Source organism: Candidatus Palauibacter australiensis (assembly GCA_026705295.1).
Lineage (GTDB): Bacteria > Gemmatimonadota > Gemmatimonadetes > Palauibacterales > Palauibacteraceae > Palauibacter > Palauibacter australiensis.
Map to the genome: position 1 here is coordinate 1 of JAPPBA010000033.1, position 16,195 is coordinate 16,195.

A 16,195-nucleotide genomic window follows, 5' to 3' on the forward strand; every position below is an offset into this window, starting at 1 on the left:
CCTTCAGCCTCATGCACGGCGCCGTCGGGTCGGGACACGCCGACTTCGTCACCGCACCCCTCCACGTGCACGTGCACGAGCACTAAGCACACCGCGCACCACGCATCAGCACGGCGACGGCTGACGGGCCTCGGCCGTTCGCTGCAGTCCGCAAGCCCTCCCCGGAGCGATTCCCGGGGAGGGCCTGTCTTTCCTCGCTTGACCACCGGATCGGGTGCGGCTCAGGTTCACCACTCGTGTGCCGCCGCCCCTGCACGGCCGCGTCGACAGTCGACGGTCTTACTCCTATTGAGAGGTTTTCGATGAGCAGAGCGCGCTCAACATCCCCTGCGCCGCCGTCCACGTTCCGCCTCAGCTCCCTCCTGCTCACGCTCGCCGCCGCCGCAGGCTGCGCGGAAGGCGGTGGAAGCGCCGCGAACGGCACGGAATGGAAGAACATCGCCGGCAACGACATGGGACAGCGCTACTCGTCTCTCGACCAGATCGACGCGGAGAACTTCGAGAGTCTCGAGGTCGCATGGGTGTGGGACGGGTCGGACTACCCGGCCGTGAACGCCCGCGCCACGCCGATTTACGTGGATGGGATGCTGATCTCCGTAGCGGGCGAGATGCGGCACACCTACGCGATCGACGCCGGCACCGGGGAGAAGATCTGGGAGTACGTGGAGCCCGAGACCTTCCGCTGGGAGTACTCGATGCGGAAGAACCACGGGAAGGGCGTCGCGTACGGCGAAATCGACGGCCGCGCGGTCGTCTACATGGTGAGTCCCGCCTTCTTCCTGCACGCTCTGTGGGCCGACACGGGCGAGCACGTGGAGGGCTTCGGCGGGCCCGTGGACGTGCCGGGCTTCCCGGAGTCCGGGGTCGTCGACCTGCTCGCGGGGCTCGGGCACGAGTTCGACCCGTACTACGGCATCCCGCTCGAGACCGGCTACATCACGAGTTCGTCGCCCCCGATCGTCGTCAACGGCGTGATCGTGGTAGGGAACTCCGCGGAGCAAGGCTACAACCAGTCGCGGCGCGAGAACGTGCCGGGAGACATCCTCGGCTACGACGCCCGCACGGGCGACTTCATGTGGAAATTCAACGTCCTTCCGGGGCCGGGCGAGTTCGGTCACGAGACGTGGGAGAACGATGCCTGGGCCTGGACCGGCGACATTTCCTCGTGGGCGCCGCTCTCGGCGGACGAGGAGCGGGGGATCGTCTACATCCCCACGAACGGGGCCACGATGGACTTCTGGGGCGGATTCCGGCCCGGCGACAACCTGTTCTCGACGAGCCTGATCGCGCTCGATGTGCAGACGGGAGAACGGGTTTGGCACTATCAGCTCGTGCACCACGACATCTGGAACTACGACACGCCGCAGATCCCCGTGCTGATGGACGTTACGGTGGACGGTGAGGACATTCCGGCGGTCGTACAGGTCACGAAGCAGGCGTTCGCCTACGCGTTCAACCGGGAGACGGGCGAGCCGATCTGGCCGATCGAGGAGCGGCCGGTGCCGGAGGGACTCATGCCGGGCGAAGCGCTCTCGCCGACGCAGCCGTTCCCGACGTGGCCGGCGCCGTACGACATGCAGGGGCTGTCGCACGACGACCTGATCGACTTCACGCCGGAGTTGCGGGAAGCCGCGATCGAGGCGCTCGACGACTACCTGATCGGGCCACTGTTCACGCCGCCTCTGCACCGCGACAACGACCTCGGAAAGGTGGCGTCGATGTGGTGTCCGGGAGATGTGGGAGGGACGAACATCGACGGAACGCCGGCGGTGGATCCGGAGACGGGGATCCTGTACGTGACGTCGCAGAAGGGGTGCGGGTCGCGGATCATGGTGCCGGGAGAGGAGCGCGATGCGCGGGAGCCCGCGCAGACGGGGACGACGATCACGAAGTTCGCGGTGGGGGGATTCGCGGGGGTTCGGCGGGTGCAGGGTCTCCCTCTCTTCAAGCCGCCGTACAGCCGGATCACGGCGATCGACATGAACACGGGCGAGCACCTGTGGTGGATTCCGGTGGGAGACACGCCGAACAGCGTGCTCGAGCACGACGCGCTCCAGGGGATGGACATCCCGAACACCGGCACGGGGCGGCAGGCGGCGCAAATCGTCACGAACACCCTCCTCATGTACACCGGGGAGGGGAGCGACGGGACCTCCTACCTGTTCGCCGTGGACAAGGCGACGGGGGAGCGGCTCGGGCGGGTCGAGCTTCCGGCCCAGCCGCGATACGGCATGATGACCTACATGCACGAAGGGCGGCAGCACGTCGTGGTCCAGGCTCCCAACACGCTGATGGCGCTGCGTCTCGCCGACTGACGCGCACATGAGCCGTCGCCTTCTCGTCGGACTCGCGGTGGCCGCGCTCACGTCGGCGTTTGCGGCGGCGGCGGCGGCCCAGCAAATCAGCGGGACCGTCCGCGAGACCGATGGCGGCCGACCCGTCGCGGGCGGCTTCATCAGCCTCCTGAACAGCGACGGCGAGGCCGTGGAGGCCGACTTCACGGCCGCCGACGGGATCTTCTCGTTCCGGGCGCCCGGCCCGGGCCAATATCGGATCCGGGTGGAGCGTATCGGATACGTCAACTGGGTCACGGAGCCCTACGAGGCGGCGGCCGGGCAGCCGCTGACGATCACGGTGGAAGTCCCGCCGGACCCCGTCCGGCTCGGCGAGCTGCGCGTCGAAGTCACCGGATCCTGCCTGGACGATCCGAGCGAGGGGGCCGCCCTCGCCACGGTCTGGGAGGAGGCGCGCAAGGCGCTCGAGACCGCGGTGTGGGCGGAGGGCCGCGGTGAACTCACGTTCACCCTCCGGGAATACCAGCGCACACTCGATCCACGCCATCTGACGACGCTGGAGACGGAGAGCCGCACGCGGCCGCACGTGCGACTGCCCCCGTTCCGGAGCCTGCCGGCCCGCCGGCTCACGACATCCGGCTACGCGAGCGTCGACGCGGACTCCGCCATCTTCTACGCGCCGGACGCGACGGTGCTGCTGTCGTCGGAGTTCCGGGACACCCAGTGCTTCGGGTTGGAACGAGACGAGGTCGACGGCGAACCGTTGCTCGGCATCACGTTCCGCCCCCGGCGGCGGCGCGACGTGATCGACATCGAGGGCACGCTCTGGCTCGACGAACAGAGCGCGGAACTGCGGCGCGTGCAGATCCGGTATCGCAACCTCCCGCTGCCGCGAAACGCGCAACGGCGGTACATCGGCGCCGATCTCACGTTCGACCGCCTGCCGGACGGCCCGTTCTACGTCCGCGACTGGTGGGTGCGGTTTCCGATCGGGAGCCGAAACACACGCTTCAGGGCGGGTCTGTCCGCTCGCCCGGATCCGGTACTCGTCGCCTATCACCAGGTGGGCGGCACGGTGACGGACGCCTTCGCGGGCGGCGTTTCGTTCGACGTGGGCGAGGGTGCGGTCACGGGCGTGCTGCGGGACAGCGTGAGCGGCGAGCCGCTCGCGGGCGCGGAAATCGTCGTCCGCGACTGGGACGACGCCGCGGCCTTCCTGCCCCGCCCGCAGGCCGCGGACGTCCCGTTCAGCGCGGTCACGGACCAGGCGGGCGGCTTCCACGTGGCCGGGCTGCCGGATGGCGTCTACGCGCTGGGCGTGGACCACCCGAAACTCCAGGCCGTGGGGGTGCGGCTCAACGAGACCCGCGTCGTCGTCGAGGACCGGACGAGCGATCCGCTGGAGCTGTGGACGCCCTCCGCCGACGCGCTCTTCGCGCGTATCTGCCCGGGGTCGTCGCCCTACGGGAGTGCGGGCGCCGTGGTCGGGTTCGCGCGCGACGCCGACACGGGGCTCCCGGTGCCGGACATCGAGGTCGAAGTCGTGTGGCGCGTGCGCCGGCTGCAGGGCACGGCGCGGGCCGCCGCCGTGTTTGAACAGTCGGAATACGCCGGCGGGGTGTCGGACGAGCGGGGCAGGTTTGCGATCTGCGGCGTCCCCCTCGGCGAGCCGGCCGTGCTGAGAGTACGAGGCGTTGACGAGGGCGTGGCACTCGAACTTGTCACGCGCCTCGCGTGGCGCCACGTGCTCGTCGAACCGTAACCCCCTCCCCGGCCGCTCCAGTCCTCCCGCGTCTCGGAGGGTCAGTGGGTCAGGGAACTGCGCGACTTCGGCTGCGTCCTTTCCCGGCCTCGTTCGTCTTACGGGGCGGAGGAGGAGGACAGGATACGACATACAGCGACAACGTAAAGCGACAAGGGAGGCTTTCGACATGCGACTGCAACTCGCCCTCAACGTGCGGGACATCGACGAGGCGGTGGACTATTACGGCAAGCTCTTCGGCGCCGCCCCGCACAAGCGCCGCGCCGGCTACGCCAACTTCGCCATCGACGAGCCGCCTCTGAAGCTCGTGCTGTTCGAGAACCCGGGCGCGGCGGAGCGCGTGAACCACCTGGGCGTGGAAGTGTTCGACGACGCACGGGTCCACGAGGCCGGACACCGGCTGGAGGCCGCCGGGATCCTCAGCGAGGTGGAGGAAGAAACGGTGTGCTGTCACGCGACCCAGACGAAGGTCTGGTCCGACGAGCCGCAGGGCCTGCGCTGGGAGTGGTACCGGGTCACCGATGACACGCCGGACGGCGAGGCGCTGATCGCACCGTCCGCGACCGCGCCGTCGGCGGCCGCCTGTAGCGACGAATCCGAGACCTGCTGTGTCTGAACGCACGTCGCGGGCCCTGCCGGCCTGGTCCGAATTTCAGCGGCGCATGCGCCGCTATGTGGGCGGCCGCGTCGATCCGGCGTGGGCCGATGATGTGACCGGCGACATCTTCCTGCGACTGCTGCAGCGTCAGGACAGTCTCGCGGAGGCGCGCGATCCGCTCGCGTGGACCTACCGGGTCGCGGCCAACGTGATCGCCGACCATCACCGGCGCCGGTCCGTCGAACGGCGGACCCTGGAGCAATTGGGCGCCGAAGCCCGCGCACCGGATCCGGACCCGAACGGCGGCGACCATGAGGCGCTGCGGCGGGATCTGGAGGCCTGCCTGCTGCCGTTCGCGCTCGAACTGCCGCCGAAATACGCTGAAGCCCTTCTGCTGACGTACTTCCGTGGATTGACCCAGGTCGAGGCGGCGCAGCGGCTGGGACTGAGCGTCTCCGGCATGAAGTCGCGGGTGCAGCGGGCGCGGGCGATGCTGAAGCGGCAACTCATGGACTGCTGCGATTTCGAACTGGACCGGCGCGGCGCGGTGATCGACATGCGTCCTCGCAAAGGGGGTCGTGGCCGCGCCGGCGAAGTGAGCCGGAAAGGGGGTCGTGGCCGCGCCGGCGAAGTGAGCCGGAAAGGGGGCCGGGAAGTGAGCCGGGAAGGGGGCCGCCGCGGGAGCACCGCGGGAGGCGTCGCCGGGTGAGAGTCGCGGTCATCGGCGGCGGCGTCATCGGGCTGTGCGTCGCGCACTACCTGGAGCGTCGTGGGGCCGAGGTCGTGCTCGTGGAGCGAGACGAGGTCGGCGGCGGGTGTTCGAAGGGAAACGGCGGTTGGGTCTGTCCGTCGATTTCCCGCCCCCTGCCGGCACCCGGGCTGACGCTGACCTCGCTCCGCTGGATGCTCCGTTCCGACAGCCCCCTCTACATCAAGCCGTCGGCCATGCCCCGACTCATGGGTTGGCTGTGGGCCTTTCGCCGTCACTGTAACGCCGAGAGCTACCGGGCGGGCGTCGCCGCCCTCGCGGCGCTGAACGCCGCGACGAACCGGCTGTACCGCGGTCTCGCGCAAGAGGGCATGGAATTCGAGCGCGCCGAGAGCGGGACGATCCTCTCCTACGATGATGAGGGCGAACTCCGACAGACCGCGGCGTTGCTGGCGAGACTTGGAGAGGAACGCGTGGGGCCGGTGGATGTCCTCGACCGCGAGGCTCTCGCGGAGGCGGAGCCGGATCTGCGGGGCGGCCTGATCGGCCTCCGCATGCGCGGGGACACGCACGTGCGCCCGGAGTCGCTGTGCTCCGAGCTTGCGGCGGGCCTGGAGGCGCGCGGCGTCGAGATCAGGACGGGAGAGCGTGTCGTCGGCTTTACGGGGAAAGGCGACCGCGTCCAGACGGCGATCACCTGGGTTCCCGGAAGCGACCCCGCGGCTCTCGGGGAACCGGCGCGGATCGGCGCGGATGCCTTCGTGCTCGCCGTGGGAGCCGAGACCGCCAACCTCGTTGCGCCCCTGGGCGAGAACCTCCCCGTGGAGGCGGGGAAGGGCTACAGCATCACCGTCAGAGACGCGCGGGTGCGGCTCTCGCAGCCCCTGCACGTGACGCCGGCGAGGATCGGCTTCACGCCGTTTCGCGGGGCGGTGCGCACGATCGGGACGATGGAGTTCTCCGGCGTCAACCTGCGCCTCGACCGGCGCCGGATCGCGATCCTCGAGCGGGCCGCGCGGCGCTACCTGCCCGGGGCGCTGGAAGGAACGGAGCGCGTCGACTGGGTCGGCATGCGGCCCGTGACGCCGGACGGCCTCCCCGCCATCGGCCGGCTGCCCGGTCTCCCCAACGTGTACGTCGCCACGGGACACCAGATGCTCGGCGTCACGCTGGCCCCCTCGACCGGCCACGCGCTCGCGCAACTCATGCTCGATGGAGGATCGGACATCGACCTCGCCCCCTTCGACCCCGCGCGCTTCGCCTGACGCCCCCGAAACGTCACTTCGGGCACCGCACGAAAGGGTGTTCTCCGGCCACTAAATGAGCGATTGCAGCCCGGCATCGGCGACCGCATCGTGGTGCGCGTCGCCCATGGTGGTCGACCACACGGGGCTGGATGGACGATGGCACCTCTTCGACTCCGCGCGCAGCCCGGGGCGCGAGCCCCGCATCCTCACCGTTGCCGCGTTCTGCTTCTCGCGCCGCTGCTGGCTCTGGGGTGTGGCGACGGCGAACCCGGAACCGCACCGCCGGGAGCGCCCGTACCCACCACACTGGCGATCACCCCCTCGTCCGCGGTCCTGGCCGCCCTGGGACAGACGGTGCAACTGACGGCGACCGTTCGCGATCAGACCGGCACGGTCATGTCCGGCATCGGCGTGAACTGGGCGAGCAGCGATGGCGGAATCGTGACGGTCGATCCCGCCGGGCTGGTTACGGCGGTAGGCAACGGAGCCACGAACATCACGGCCACCGTGCAGGGTGGCGGCGCCTCCGGAGCCGCCGCCATCACGGTTTCGCAGGCGGTCACCGCGCTGACGGTGTCACCCGGCCAGGCCACGATCGACGCGCTGGAAACGCTCCAGCTGACCGCGCAAGCTCTGGACGCGAACGAAAACCCGGTTACCGGGGTGGACTTCTCGTGGCGCTCCGACGACGAGTTGGTGGCTACGGTCAGCGCCGCCGGCCTGGTGACCGCGATAGCGCCGGGATCGGTGGCAATATCCGTGCAGGGGTCCGGAACCGGTCTCATCGCGACCGCGCGGATCGTTGTGAACGTGTCGGAGAGGTTTGCCCTGGTGACGCTGTACAACGCCACCGGGGGCTCGCGCTGGACGAGAAGCGACAACTGGCTGACGGACGCGCCGACCGGCCAATGGCATGGAGTGACCGCCGATGCGGAGGGCCGGGTAACCGGACTGGATCTTTCGGGCATCGGGCTCGAGGGCCCGTTGCCGGAGGAATTCGCACACCTCACGAATCTCCGGCGTCTCAACCTGTCATACAACGGGTTGACCGGTGAAATCCCGGGATACTTGGCGGAGTTCACGGAGCTCGAAGAACTCAGTCTCGCCGTGAACGCGCTCACGGGCCCGATCCCGGCCGAGCTGTCCGGCCTCACCGGCCTGAGAGTACTGGACCTCTCGAACGATCTGTTCGCGGGTCGCAACCGGCTCACCGGACCGGTTCCGCTCGAACTCGCCCAACTGAGCGATCTCGAGGTGCTGGACCTCGCCTTCAACCGCCTGACCGGCCCGATTCCCGCGGCACTCGCAGGCCTGCGGAACCTCACGGTTCTCGACATTGAGCAGAATGACCTGAGCGGCCCGATTCCACCGGATCTGGTCAGCCTCTCGGGTCTTGAGGTTCTCTCGCTCGCCGGCAATCGAATCACCGGCGCCATTCCCTCGGCGCTCGGAGACCTCTCCAATCTCCGCGACCTCAAGCTCCACATGAATCAACTGTCCGGGCCGATCCCGTCCAGTCTGGGGAAGCTGCGTCACCTGGCTCGGTTGTCCCTGTGCTGCAATGTGTTGACGGGCCCGATCCCACCGGAGTTGGGCAACCTTTCGGCCGTCGAGTTTCTCGGACTTCAGGTAAACGAGTTGTCCGGGTCCGTACCTTCCGAATTCGGAGAGCTTTCCGCGCTCCGGCACCTGTACCTGTTCACCAACGCGGATTTGCGCGGGCCGCTTCCGCAGGAACTCGTGAGTCTGCGACTCATCACGTTCGACTGGATACTCACCGGCTTGTGTTCTCCCCCCAACGCCGAATTCCAGGATTGGCTCCGAAGCATTCCCCGCCACCAGGGCGAAGGCGTGTGCCCGGGTTCCGCGCCGTAACCTCTCCCGCGCCCTTCGCTTGACGGTGCGATCCGCGATCCGGGTTGACCGCTCGCGTCGCTCCATGGACACTGTGGGCACCCGAACTCCCCGTACCGAGGCCAGCCGAGTGAGCAAATTCGACGACCTTCGCACCCACTTGCGGGCGATCCGTACGCTCACCCACGGGGTGACGCGCGGGCTGCCGGTCCTCGAGGCGGCGGCGGACCCATACGATCTGTTCCGCGACTGGTTCCGGGATGCGGAGGCCTCGGGGTTGCTCCTGCCCGAGTCGATGGCGCTCGCGACGGCGACCGGCGACGGGCGGCCTTCGGTGCGGATGGTCCTCCTGAAGGGCGTCGGCCCCGACGGCTTCCGCTTCTTCACCAACTACGGCAGCCACAAAGCCGCGGAACTGGACGGCAATCCACAGGCCTCGCTCTGCTTCCACTGGTCCGTGCTCGAGCGGCAGGTGCGCGTTGAAGGGCGTGTCGAGCGCCTCGCGGCGGAAGACTCGGCAGCGTACTTTGCGACGCGCGACCGCGGGAGCCAGATCGGCGCGTGGGCTTCCGCACAGAGCCGCCCGATCGCCGATCGCGCCGGGCTCGAGGCTCAGGTGGCGGAGGCGGAGGCCCGGTTCGAGGGGAGGGACGTGCCACTCCCCGATTTCTGGGGCGGATACACCCTGGTTCCCGACCGGATCGAGTTCTGGCAGGGTCGCGCCAACCGGCTGCACGACCGCCTCGAGTACACGCCGAGCGAAGGGAGCGACGAAGCGGGCGGCGAATGGGCGATCACCCGACTCCAGCCGTGAACGCCCGGCCCGGCCGGCAGCGGTCGAACGCGGCCGGGCTCCTGCCGCGGGCTGCTAGCCCAGGAGGCCGAGTCCGGCCAGCACGACGAGCCCCACCGCGACCGGCACGACGAAGCGCATCACCGGACCCCAGGCGGCGGTGATCCGGAAGCGCCCCGCCCCCTGGTTCGTCTCCGCGCGGAACCGTTCGAACCCCCACGCGAAGGCGACGTAGAGGGAGATCGCGAGCCCGCTCACCGTGAGGAATATGTTCCCCGACACGTAGTCGGCGAGTTCGAACAGGCCGCGGCCGCCGAGCTGCACCGCGGCCCACGGCCCGCCGCCGAGCGCGAGCGGGACCCCCGCGAGGAAGAGGACCGCGAGCACGGTCCACAGCGATCGCCGGCGACTCCAGCCCAGCGAATCCATGGCGCTCGCCGTGAGGGCTTCGAGCAGCGCGAGGCACGATGTGAGCCCCGCGATGAACACGAAGAAGAAGAAGAACGCCGCGGCCACCTCACCCGCCGGCAGACGGCCGAAGAGACCCGCCATTGTGATGAAGAGGAGGCCCGCGCCCTGGTCCGGCTCCATGCCGAAGGCGAACAGGGCGGGGAACATGACGAACCCGGCGAGGACCGCGGCGAGCGTGTCGCAGGCCACGATGGAGGCGGCGCTTCCGGGGATGTCGCTCCGGCGCGGATGCAGAAAGCTCCCGAACACGAACGCGCCCATCATCCCGACCCCGATGGAGTAGAAGGCCTGCCCGAGCGCCGCGAGCCACGTCTCCGGACCGACGGCCGAGAAGTCGGGCGCGAGGTACCACCGGACGCCCTCCCACGCCCCGTCGAACTGTAGCGAGACGATCCCGAGTCCGATGAGGAAGAAGAAGAGGATGGGGATCAGGAGTCGCGCCGCGCGCTCGATCCCGCGCCGCAACCCGCGGGTGATGATGAGCCCCGCCAGCAGCATCACCGGAATGGTATAGGCGAGAACCTCGCCCGGGCGCGAGGTGAAGGCCGCGAACGACTCCGCCGCGGCCTGCACGCTTCCGGCGTCGTACCCTCCCCGGAACGCGCGGACGAAGTAGGCCGCGATCCAGCCCATGATGAGCTGGTAGTAGGACATGATCAGGAACGCGGCGCCCACGCCGAGCCAGGCGATCGCGCGGAAGGGGCTTCGTCCCGCGAGCTTCCGCATCCCGGCCAGCGGTGTCGCCTGCGCGCGCCGCCCGAGGCTGATTTCGGCCGTAAACAGCGGGATCCCGATCAGGACCGCCAGCAGCACGTAGATGAGGAGAAACGCACCTCCCCCGTTCTCGCCTGCCAGGTAGGGGAATCTCCAGATATTGCCGAGTCCCACCGAGAATCCGGTGGTGGCGAGGATGAAGCCCAGCGGGCTTCCCCAGCGTTCGCGGGTTGCGTTCATTCCTTACCGTGGCAGTCCCTGGCAGAAGCCCTGCGTCGGCGTCGCTGCCGAGAGCGAGGCGGTAGTTGCTCGCCCTCCGAGGCGTTCGCAGAGTAACCTGTCCCCGATCGAATGTGCGATACCGGGACGGACTGAGGGGCGGACGGCCGGAAAGGAGCGGCGCCTGAAGTACGATCTCCCTACGCTGCGCGGGGACCTGTTCGGCGGCGTCACGTCGGCGGTAATCGCCCTGCCGGTGTCCCTGGCCTTCGGCGTCGCCTCGGGGCTCGGCGCCGCCGCCGGCCTGTACGGCGCGATTGCGGTCGGCTTCTTCGCATCCGTATTCGGCGGCAACCGGTTCCAGATATCCGGGCCCACGCCGGCCATGACCGTCGCCATGGCGGTCATCGTGACGACGCATGCTTCGACGCTTGGCGAAGCCTTCACCGTCGTCGTGCTGGCGGGGCTGCTGCAGACCGCGCTGGGCCTGCTGCGGACGGGCCGATTCGTCGTGTACACGCCTTACGCCGTGATCTCCGGGTTCATGTCCGGGATCGGCATCATCGTCATGTTGATCCAGATCCTGCCCTTCCTGGGCGCGCCCACGGCGGCGGGCGGTCCCATGGACGCGGTGCGGGCGCTCCCGGAAGCCTTGGCGAACCTGAACGGCGGCGCCCTCATCATCGGCGCGGCGACCCTTGCGGTGAGCATCTTCTGGCCGCAGCGGCTGTCCCGCCTGCTCCCCGGCCCGCTCGTCGCCCTGATCGCGGGGACCGCCCTGGGCGTTTTCTGGCTCACCGATGTGCCGACCATCGGCGCGATCCCCACCGGTCTGCCGGAGCTGCAGTTGAGTCTGCCCTCCGCGAGTTTCCTGGCCCGCGCCTTCCATCCGGCGCTCGTCCTCGCCCTCCTCGGATCCGTCGACAGCCTCCTCACGTCGCTCGTGGCCGACTCGCTGACCGGCACGCAGCACGACTCGAATCGCGAGCTCGTAGGCCAGGGCATCGGCAACACGATCGCGGGCCTGTTCGGCGGGTTGCCGGGAGCGGGGGCCACGATGGGGACGGTCGTCAACATCCGCGCCGGCGGCCTCACGCGGATGTCCGGCGCTCTGCGTGCGATCCTCCTGCTGGGAGTTCTGCTGGGCCTGGGCCGGTACCTGGAGCCGATCCCCCATGCAGTACTCGCGGGCATCCTGATCAAGGTCGGGTGGGACATCATCGACTGGCCCCTCCTGGCCCACCTTCACCGCATTCGGCGCGACCACCTGTTCGTGCTGGTGCTGACGCTCGCCCTGACGGTGTTCGTCGACCTCGTGACGGCCGTGGCCATCGGCCTCATCGTCGCGGGCATGGCGCACGCGCGGCAGATCGAGAGCCTTGAACTCGACAACGTGCTCTCCGTGCCGCTGCTGGACCGGGTGTTCTTCGAGGGTGTCGAAGGCGCGGACGCGGTGGACGAGTACTCGGCCCGGGTCGGCCTCGTCGCGCTCCGAGGCGCGTTCACCGTCGCGTCGTCCCACAAGCTGGTGAGCGTGATCGGGAAGGACATCAAGGACCACGAAATCGTCATCTTCGACTTCTCCGACGCCAAGTATCTCGACGACAGCGCCGCCATGGTCATACGCCAACTGCTGGGCGTTGCCGAGAAGAGCCGCACCCAGGTGATCGTGATGGCGGTGTCCGGTTCCGTCGAAAAAACGCTGGGCACTCTCAACATCCTCGCGGGGCTGCCCGACGGCCATGTCGTCGACACCATGGACGAGGCGCGCGAAGTCGCCCTCGACCTGTTGAACCGCTGACGGGAGCGATCGAGATGAGCAGGGCTCTTCTGACTCTGGTCGCCTGCGCGGGAGTGGCGGGCACGGGCGACGGCCTCCACGGGCAGGACGTGCCGCTCGCGGCGGACTTCCCCGAGGTGTACCGCGTCGGTGGGTTCGACGCGCCCGAGTGGGCGGAGTTCGCCGTGCCTCCCGACGTGCGCTTCGATGCGGCTGGCCGACTCTACGCCATGGAGGGGTTCCTGGGTTCCGGTTCCGTGGTCGTGATCGACACCGACGGGACCCTGGTCCGCGTCGTCGGTCGCCCAGGCGAAGGACCGGGCGAGATCAACCGGCCCACCGGGTTCGCGGTCTGGCCGGATGGGCGGCTCGCCATCGCCGACATGGGGCACGGCGCCTACCAGGTATTCGGCCCGGACGGCGAGTTCGAGCGGTTCGTGCGCGCGGGAGGCGACAGCGACCCGTTGGGGGGTGCGGGCAGCATGGGCTCGGAGCTTCGCCCCGATCCGACCGGGCTGGCGCTCATTGCTCAGGGCCCCCCGTCGACAGTCGGCGCGCTCACGGACCTGTTCGGTGAGCTCCTCGGAGCGGAGACGCCGAGCGAGGAGCGGGTCGACGACCGCGGGCTCGAGCGGCTGGATCTTCGCGGGGAGGCCGTGTCCCGGGAGCCGATCCTTGAGGGCTGGCGCCCGTCCGCCGGGGAGGACGAGCCGCCGGAACTCTCCCTCGACGACCTGACGGAGCCGACAGGCATGCTCACCATGATGATGAGCGGCCAGCGGTGGTTCGAACCCGGGTTTCTCTGGGATGTGCTCCCCGACGGCGGGATCGCCTACTCCGATTCCACCGCTTACGCGATCAAGGTAACGGATGGGGCCGGGCGAGTGATCCGGGTCCTGAGTCGCGACCTCCGCCCCGAGCCCGTCACGCGCCGGATCCGCGAGGAGGTCCGCGAGCGCCGGCTTCGGGACCTGGAAGAGGGAAGTGGACTCGCCGCCGGCTTCCGCGCTGGCAGCGGCGTGGAGATCCCGGCGAGCTTCCAGGAGGCGACGACCGAGGCGCTGCGGGCGCAAATCGAGGATCAAGAGTTCTTCGACGTGATCCCGGTCCTTTCGGCGCTGCACGCGACGTGGGACGGCGCCCTCTGGGTGGAGCGCCAGGGCGAGGAACCGTGGGCCGGCTTCGGACCCATCGACGTGATGCGCGCGGACGGCGAGTACCTGGGGACGTTCGCGGTCGGAGCCACGAAGATGCCGGACGCGTTCGGGCCCGACGGCCTCGTCGCCTTCGTGGAACTCGACGAACTCGATATCCCGAGTATTGTGGTCCGGAGGCTGCCCGTCGAAGTCCGGTGAGACGAGCCGCGGGCCGGGTCAGCGGGGCGGGCCGACCCCGAGGGAGAGCGTGACGGCGCTCGCCGAGTATCCGTAGTCGAGCAGAACGCCGGGGATCTCCACCGTCCACTCGGTGAGCGACCGCGAGTAGCCGAGCCGCAGGTCCATGAGCCAACGGCGGTTCAGCGTCAGGCCGATGCCGACGGTTGACGGCCAGCGGGCACGCTGCTCGCGCCGTTCGCCGACCTCGCGCGTTTCCGGGTTGACGCCGCTCGTCGCGAATTCGGTCCACATCCGGCGGATCCCGCCGAACACATAGCCGTGTGTCGAGCTGCCTCCGGGACCGAGTCCGAGGAGCACGTTGACCCCAAGGCCGGACCGGTCGTGGAGGTCCCACTCGCCGGGCCACACATCGTGCGGTTCGCCGTTCGGGGTGGGTTCGATCATCCCTTCGATCTTCCCGCGGGCGACGAGCACCCCCTCGAACTCCATGCCCGCGAGCAGGCCGCCGAGAACGCGCGTGCGCAGTCCGAGAGATGGGTTGACGGCGAGCGTGAGGCCCGAGGCCGTCGTCGCGCTCTCGCTCGATCCGCCTCCCGCCGTCACGCGCTTGGAGTGTTCCCCCGAAAGCCAACCCGCTTCGGGCGCCAGCCGAAACAACACCTCGGACTGGGCGCCGGCCGGCCGTGCGGCCAGCAGGGAGAGGCAGATGACGAGAGTTGTGGGTGCGGCGAGCCGGATCACTGCGGCGCCGGTCCTCCGGTCGCCGCGACCACGCCGCAGTTGGTGAGCAGACGCTGCGCGTCCGCCTTGCCGGAGTCGGACGGCCCGAGCCGGTTCTCGCCCTGTTCCTCGTCGTCGTCGAGCCCGGCCACGAGCCCGATGTCGTGGTCCGCGACCCGCGAGGCGACGACCCGAATGTGCGTGTTGCCGGTGGCGGGGTTGTCGAACACGCTCGCCGTGAGGATGTCGTGGTGGGAGGCCCCGGTGAAGAGTTCCTGTACGACGCCGGATGTCTGCCGGCGACCCCGCACGAACCCGGCCTCGAGGTTCCCGTCCTCGATCGTGTAGTCCATGAGGTTCAACTGCGCGACCGCGCACTGGTAGGCGGTTTCCAGCCCCGGGGGCGCGACGCCCTGGAAGGAGACGGGCGCGGTGGCGCAGCCCGCGAGCAGTAGCGCCAGGAGCGGAGCGACACGGTGTGTGGTTCGATTCATGGTTCCTCCATCTTCGCAGCATCTTCGCAATCCGGGGCGTCCGATGCCAGTACGTCGTACGCTTTTCCGCGTACGCTTTCCACACGACCGCCGCGCTCGCGGCGTCACTTTCAGGCCGGCTTGCCGCGGGTTGCCGCCGGCGGCAGGCCGGAGGTCCCGGCCGGACGCTGGCGTGAGAAGCGGATCTCGCATCAGTTTGGGGCGAGGTGAGACTCACACCAGGAAACGGGGGATGAGATGTCCGAGATGAATCGTCGCGGTTTCATCGGTCGAGGCCTGAGCCTGGGCGCGGCAGCCGCCGTCGCGGGAGCCGTACCCGCGCGAGCGTCGGCGAGCGGATCCAGACCGTCTCTGTCGTCGAGCGGACGGGCGACGACGCCGATGATGATCACCAGCCACACGAACGACACGGGCCGGCGGGCGGCCGCGGCGTCGTGGCAGATCCTGTCGGGTGGCGGCACGGCGATGGACGCGGTCGAGCGCGGCGCGAACATCATCGAACTCGACCCCGATGAGACGAGCGTCGGCTGGGGCGGTCTGCCGAACGCGGAAGGAATCGTGCAACTCGACGCGTCCGTCATGGACGGAGCGACGTACAACGCGGGCTCGGTCGCGGGCATCGAGGGGATCCGCACTCCCGCCTCGGTGGCCCGGCTCGTGATGGAGCGCACCGACCACGTCATGCTGATCGGCGACTACGCCCAGCGCTTCGCCGTGGGCTTCGGCTTCGAGGTCCAGGACCTGATGACGCCGAAGTCGCGCGAGATCTGGCTCCGCTGGCGCGAGCGCCTGTCCGACACGGACGACTGGGGACCGCCGGACCACCTGCGGCGCCCGCGTGGCGGCTCGGGAGACGGCGGGCTGGACGAGGCCGAGCAGTGGGCGGAACTGCTCGATCTGCCGGGCCGCGACGGCCCCGACCGGGACTACGTGCTGGCCGAGGCCCTCCTCCACCGCTACGGCACGACGAACGTGCTCGCGGTCGACGCACAGGGAAACGTGTCGGGCATCACGACGACGAGCGGACTCGCCTGGAAGGTCCCGGGCCGCGTGGGCGACTCGCCGATCATCGGCGCCGGGCTCTACGTCGACAACGACATCGGCGCCGCCGCCGTGACGGGGCGGGGCGAGGACGTGATCAAGTCGTGCGCCGGGTACTATGTCGTCTCGCGGATAGGCGCGGGGCGCACGCCGCAGCAGGCC

13 protein-coding genes are annotated in these 16,195 nt (G+C 69.4%); 10 read left to right on the plus strand and 3 right to left on the minus strand.

Annotation, left to right across the window (positions count from 1 at the left end; genetic code table 11):
- Nucleotides 1–302 precede the first annotated feature (302 nt).
- The 7 genes from OXN85_02245 (at nt 303) to pdxH (ending at nt 9,278) form a co-directional block, all read left to right on the plus strand.
- A complete protein-coding gene (locus OXN85_02245; GenBank protein ID MCY3598780.1) occupies nt 303–2,315 on the plus strand; it encodes a hypothetical protein in 2,013 nt (670 codons plus the stop codon).
- A 7-nt stretch (nt 2,316–2,322) separates the two neighbouring features.
- Nucleotides 2,323–4,056 carry a carboxypeptidase-like regulatory domain-containing protein gene (locus OXN85_02250; GenBank protein ID MCY3598781.1) on the plus strand — a complete coding sequence of 578 codons (1,734 nt, stop codon included), beginning with the start codon at nt 2,323–2,325 and terminating at the stop codon, nt 4,054–4,056.
- A 169-nt stretch (nt 4,057–4,225) separates the two neighbouring features.
- Nucleotides 4,226–4,672: a VOC family protein gene (locus tag OXN85_02255; protein MCY3598782.1), complete on the plus strand. Its 447-nt coding sequence runs from the start codon at nt 4,226–4,228 to the stop codon at nt 4,670–4,672.
- Entirely contained in the window at nt 4,665–5,363 is a 699-nt protein-coding gene (locus OXN85_02260) for a sigma-70 family RNA polymerase sigma factor (protein ID MCY3598783.1), read from the plus strand. The genes OXN85_02255 and OXN85_02260 overlap by 8 nt, the downstream gene beginning before the upstream one ends.
- Nucleotides 5,360–6,628, plus strand: coding sequence for an FAD-dependent oxidoreductase (locus OXN85_02265; protein ID MCY3598784.1), 1,269 nt, complete (start codon nt 5,360–5,362; stop codon nt 6,626–6,628). The genes OXN85_02260 and OXN85_02265 overlap by 4 nt, the downstream gene beginning before the upstream one ends.
- 138 nt (nt 6,629–6,766) lie before the next feature.
- On the plus strand, nt 6,767–8,485 hold the full coding sequence (locus OXN85_02270) for an Ig-like domain-containing protein (protein MCY3598785.1): 1,719 nt from the start codon (nt 6,767–6,769) through the stop codon (nt 8,483–8,485).
- Between the two features lie 169 nt (nt 8,486–8,654).
- Nucleotides 8,655–9,278 (plus strand): pyridoxamine 5'-phosphate oxidase, encoded by a 624-nt coding sequence (pdxH, locus tag OXN85_02275; GenBank protein MCY3598786.1) that lies wholly within the window; start codon nt 8,655–8,657, stop codon nt 9,276–9,278.
- A gap of 54 nt (nt 9,279–9,332) precedes the next feature.
- Here the strand turns inward: pdxH and OXN85_02280 are convergent, their stop codons facing one another.
- Entirely contained in the window at nt 9,333–10,682 is a 1,350-nt protein-coding gene (locus OXN85_02280) for a sodium-dependent transporter (protein ID MCY3598787.1), read from the minus strand.
- On the opposite strand from OXN85_02280, the gene OXN85_02285 reads away from it, so the two are divergent.
- Nucleotides 10,639–12,462: a SulP family inorganic anion transporter gene (locus tag OXN85_02285; GenBank protein ID MCY3598788.1), complete on the plus strand. Its 1,824-nt coding sequence runs from the start codon at nt 10,639–10,641 to the stop codon at nt 12,460–12,462. The genes OXN85_02280 and OXN85_02285 overlap by 44 nt on opposite strands.
- A gap of 14 nt (nt 12,463–12,476) precedes the next feature.
- Entirely contained in the window at nt 12,477–13,796 is a 1,320-nt protein-coding gene (locus OXN85_02290; protein ID MCY3598789.1) for a hypothetical protein, read from the plus strand.
- A gap of 18 nt (nt 13,797–13,814) precedes the next feature.
- Here OXN85_02290 and OXN85_02295 read toward each other — a convergent pair whose 3' ends face one another.
- Together OXN85_02295 and OXN85_02300 are read right to left on the minus strand one after the other, a co-directional pair.
- Nucleotides 13,815–14,519 carry a hypothetical protein gene (locus OXN85_02295; protein MCY3598790.1) on the minus strand — a complete coding sequence of 235 codons (705 nt, stop codon included), beginning with the start codon at nt 14,517–14,519 and terminating at the stop codon, nt 13,815–13,817.
- Nucleotides 14,516–14,992 carry a hypothetical protein gene (locus tag OXN85_02300; protein ID MCY3598791.1) on the minus strand — a complete coding sequence of 159 codons (477 nt, stop codon included), beginning with the start codon at nt 14,990–14,992 and terminating at the stop codon, nt 14,516–14,518. Before OXN85_02300 ends, OXN85_02295 begins: the two co-directional genes overlap by 4 nt.
- A 381-nt stretch (nt 14,993–15,373) precedes the next feature.
- On the opposite strand from OXN85_02300, the gene OXN85_02305 reads away from it, so the two are divergent.
- Nucleotides 15,374–16,195 (plus strand): isoaspartyl peptidase/L-asparaginase (locus OXN85_02305; protein MCY3598792.1); only part of this gene is annotated, 822 nt, incomplete at its 3' end.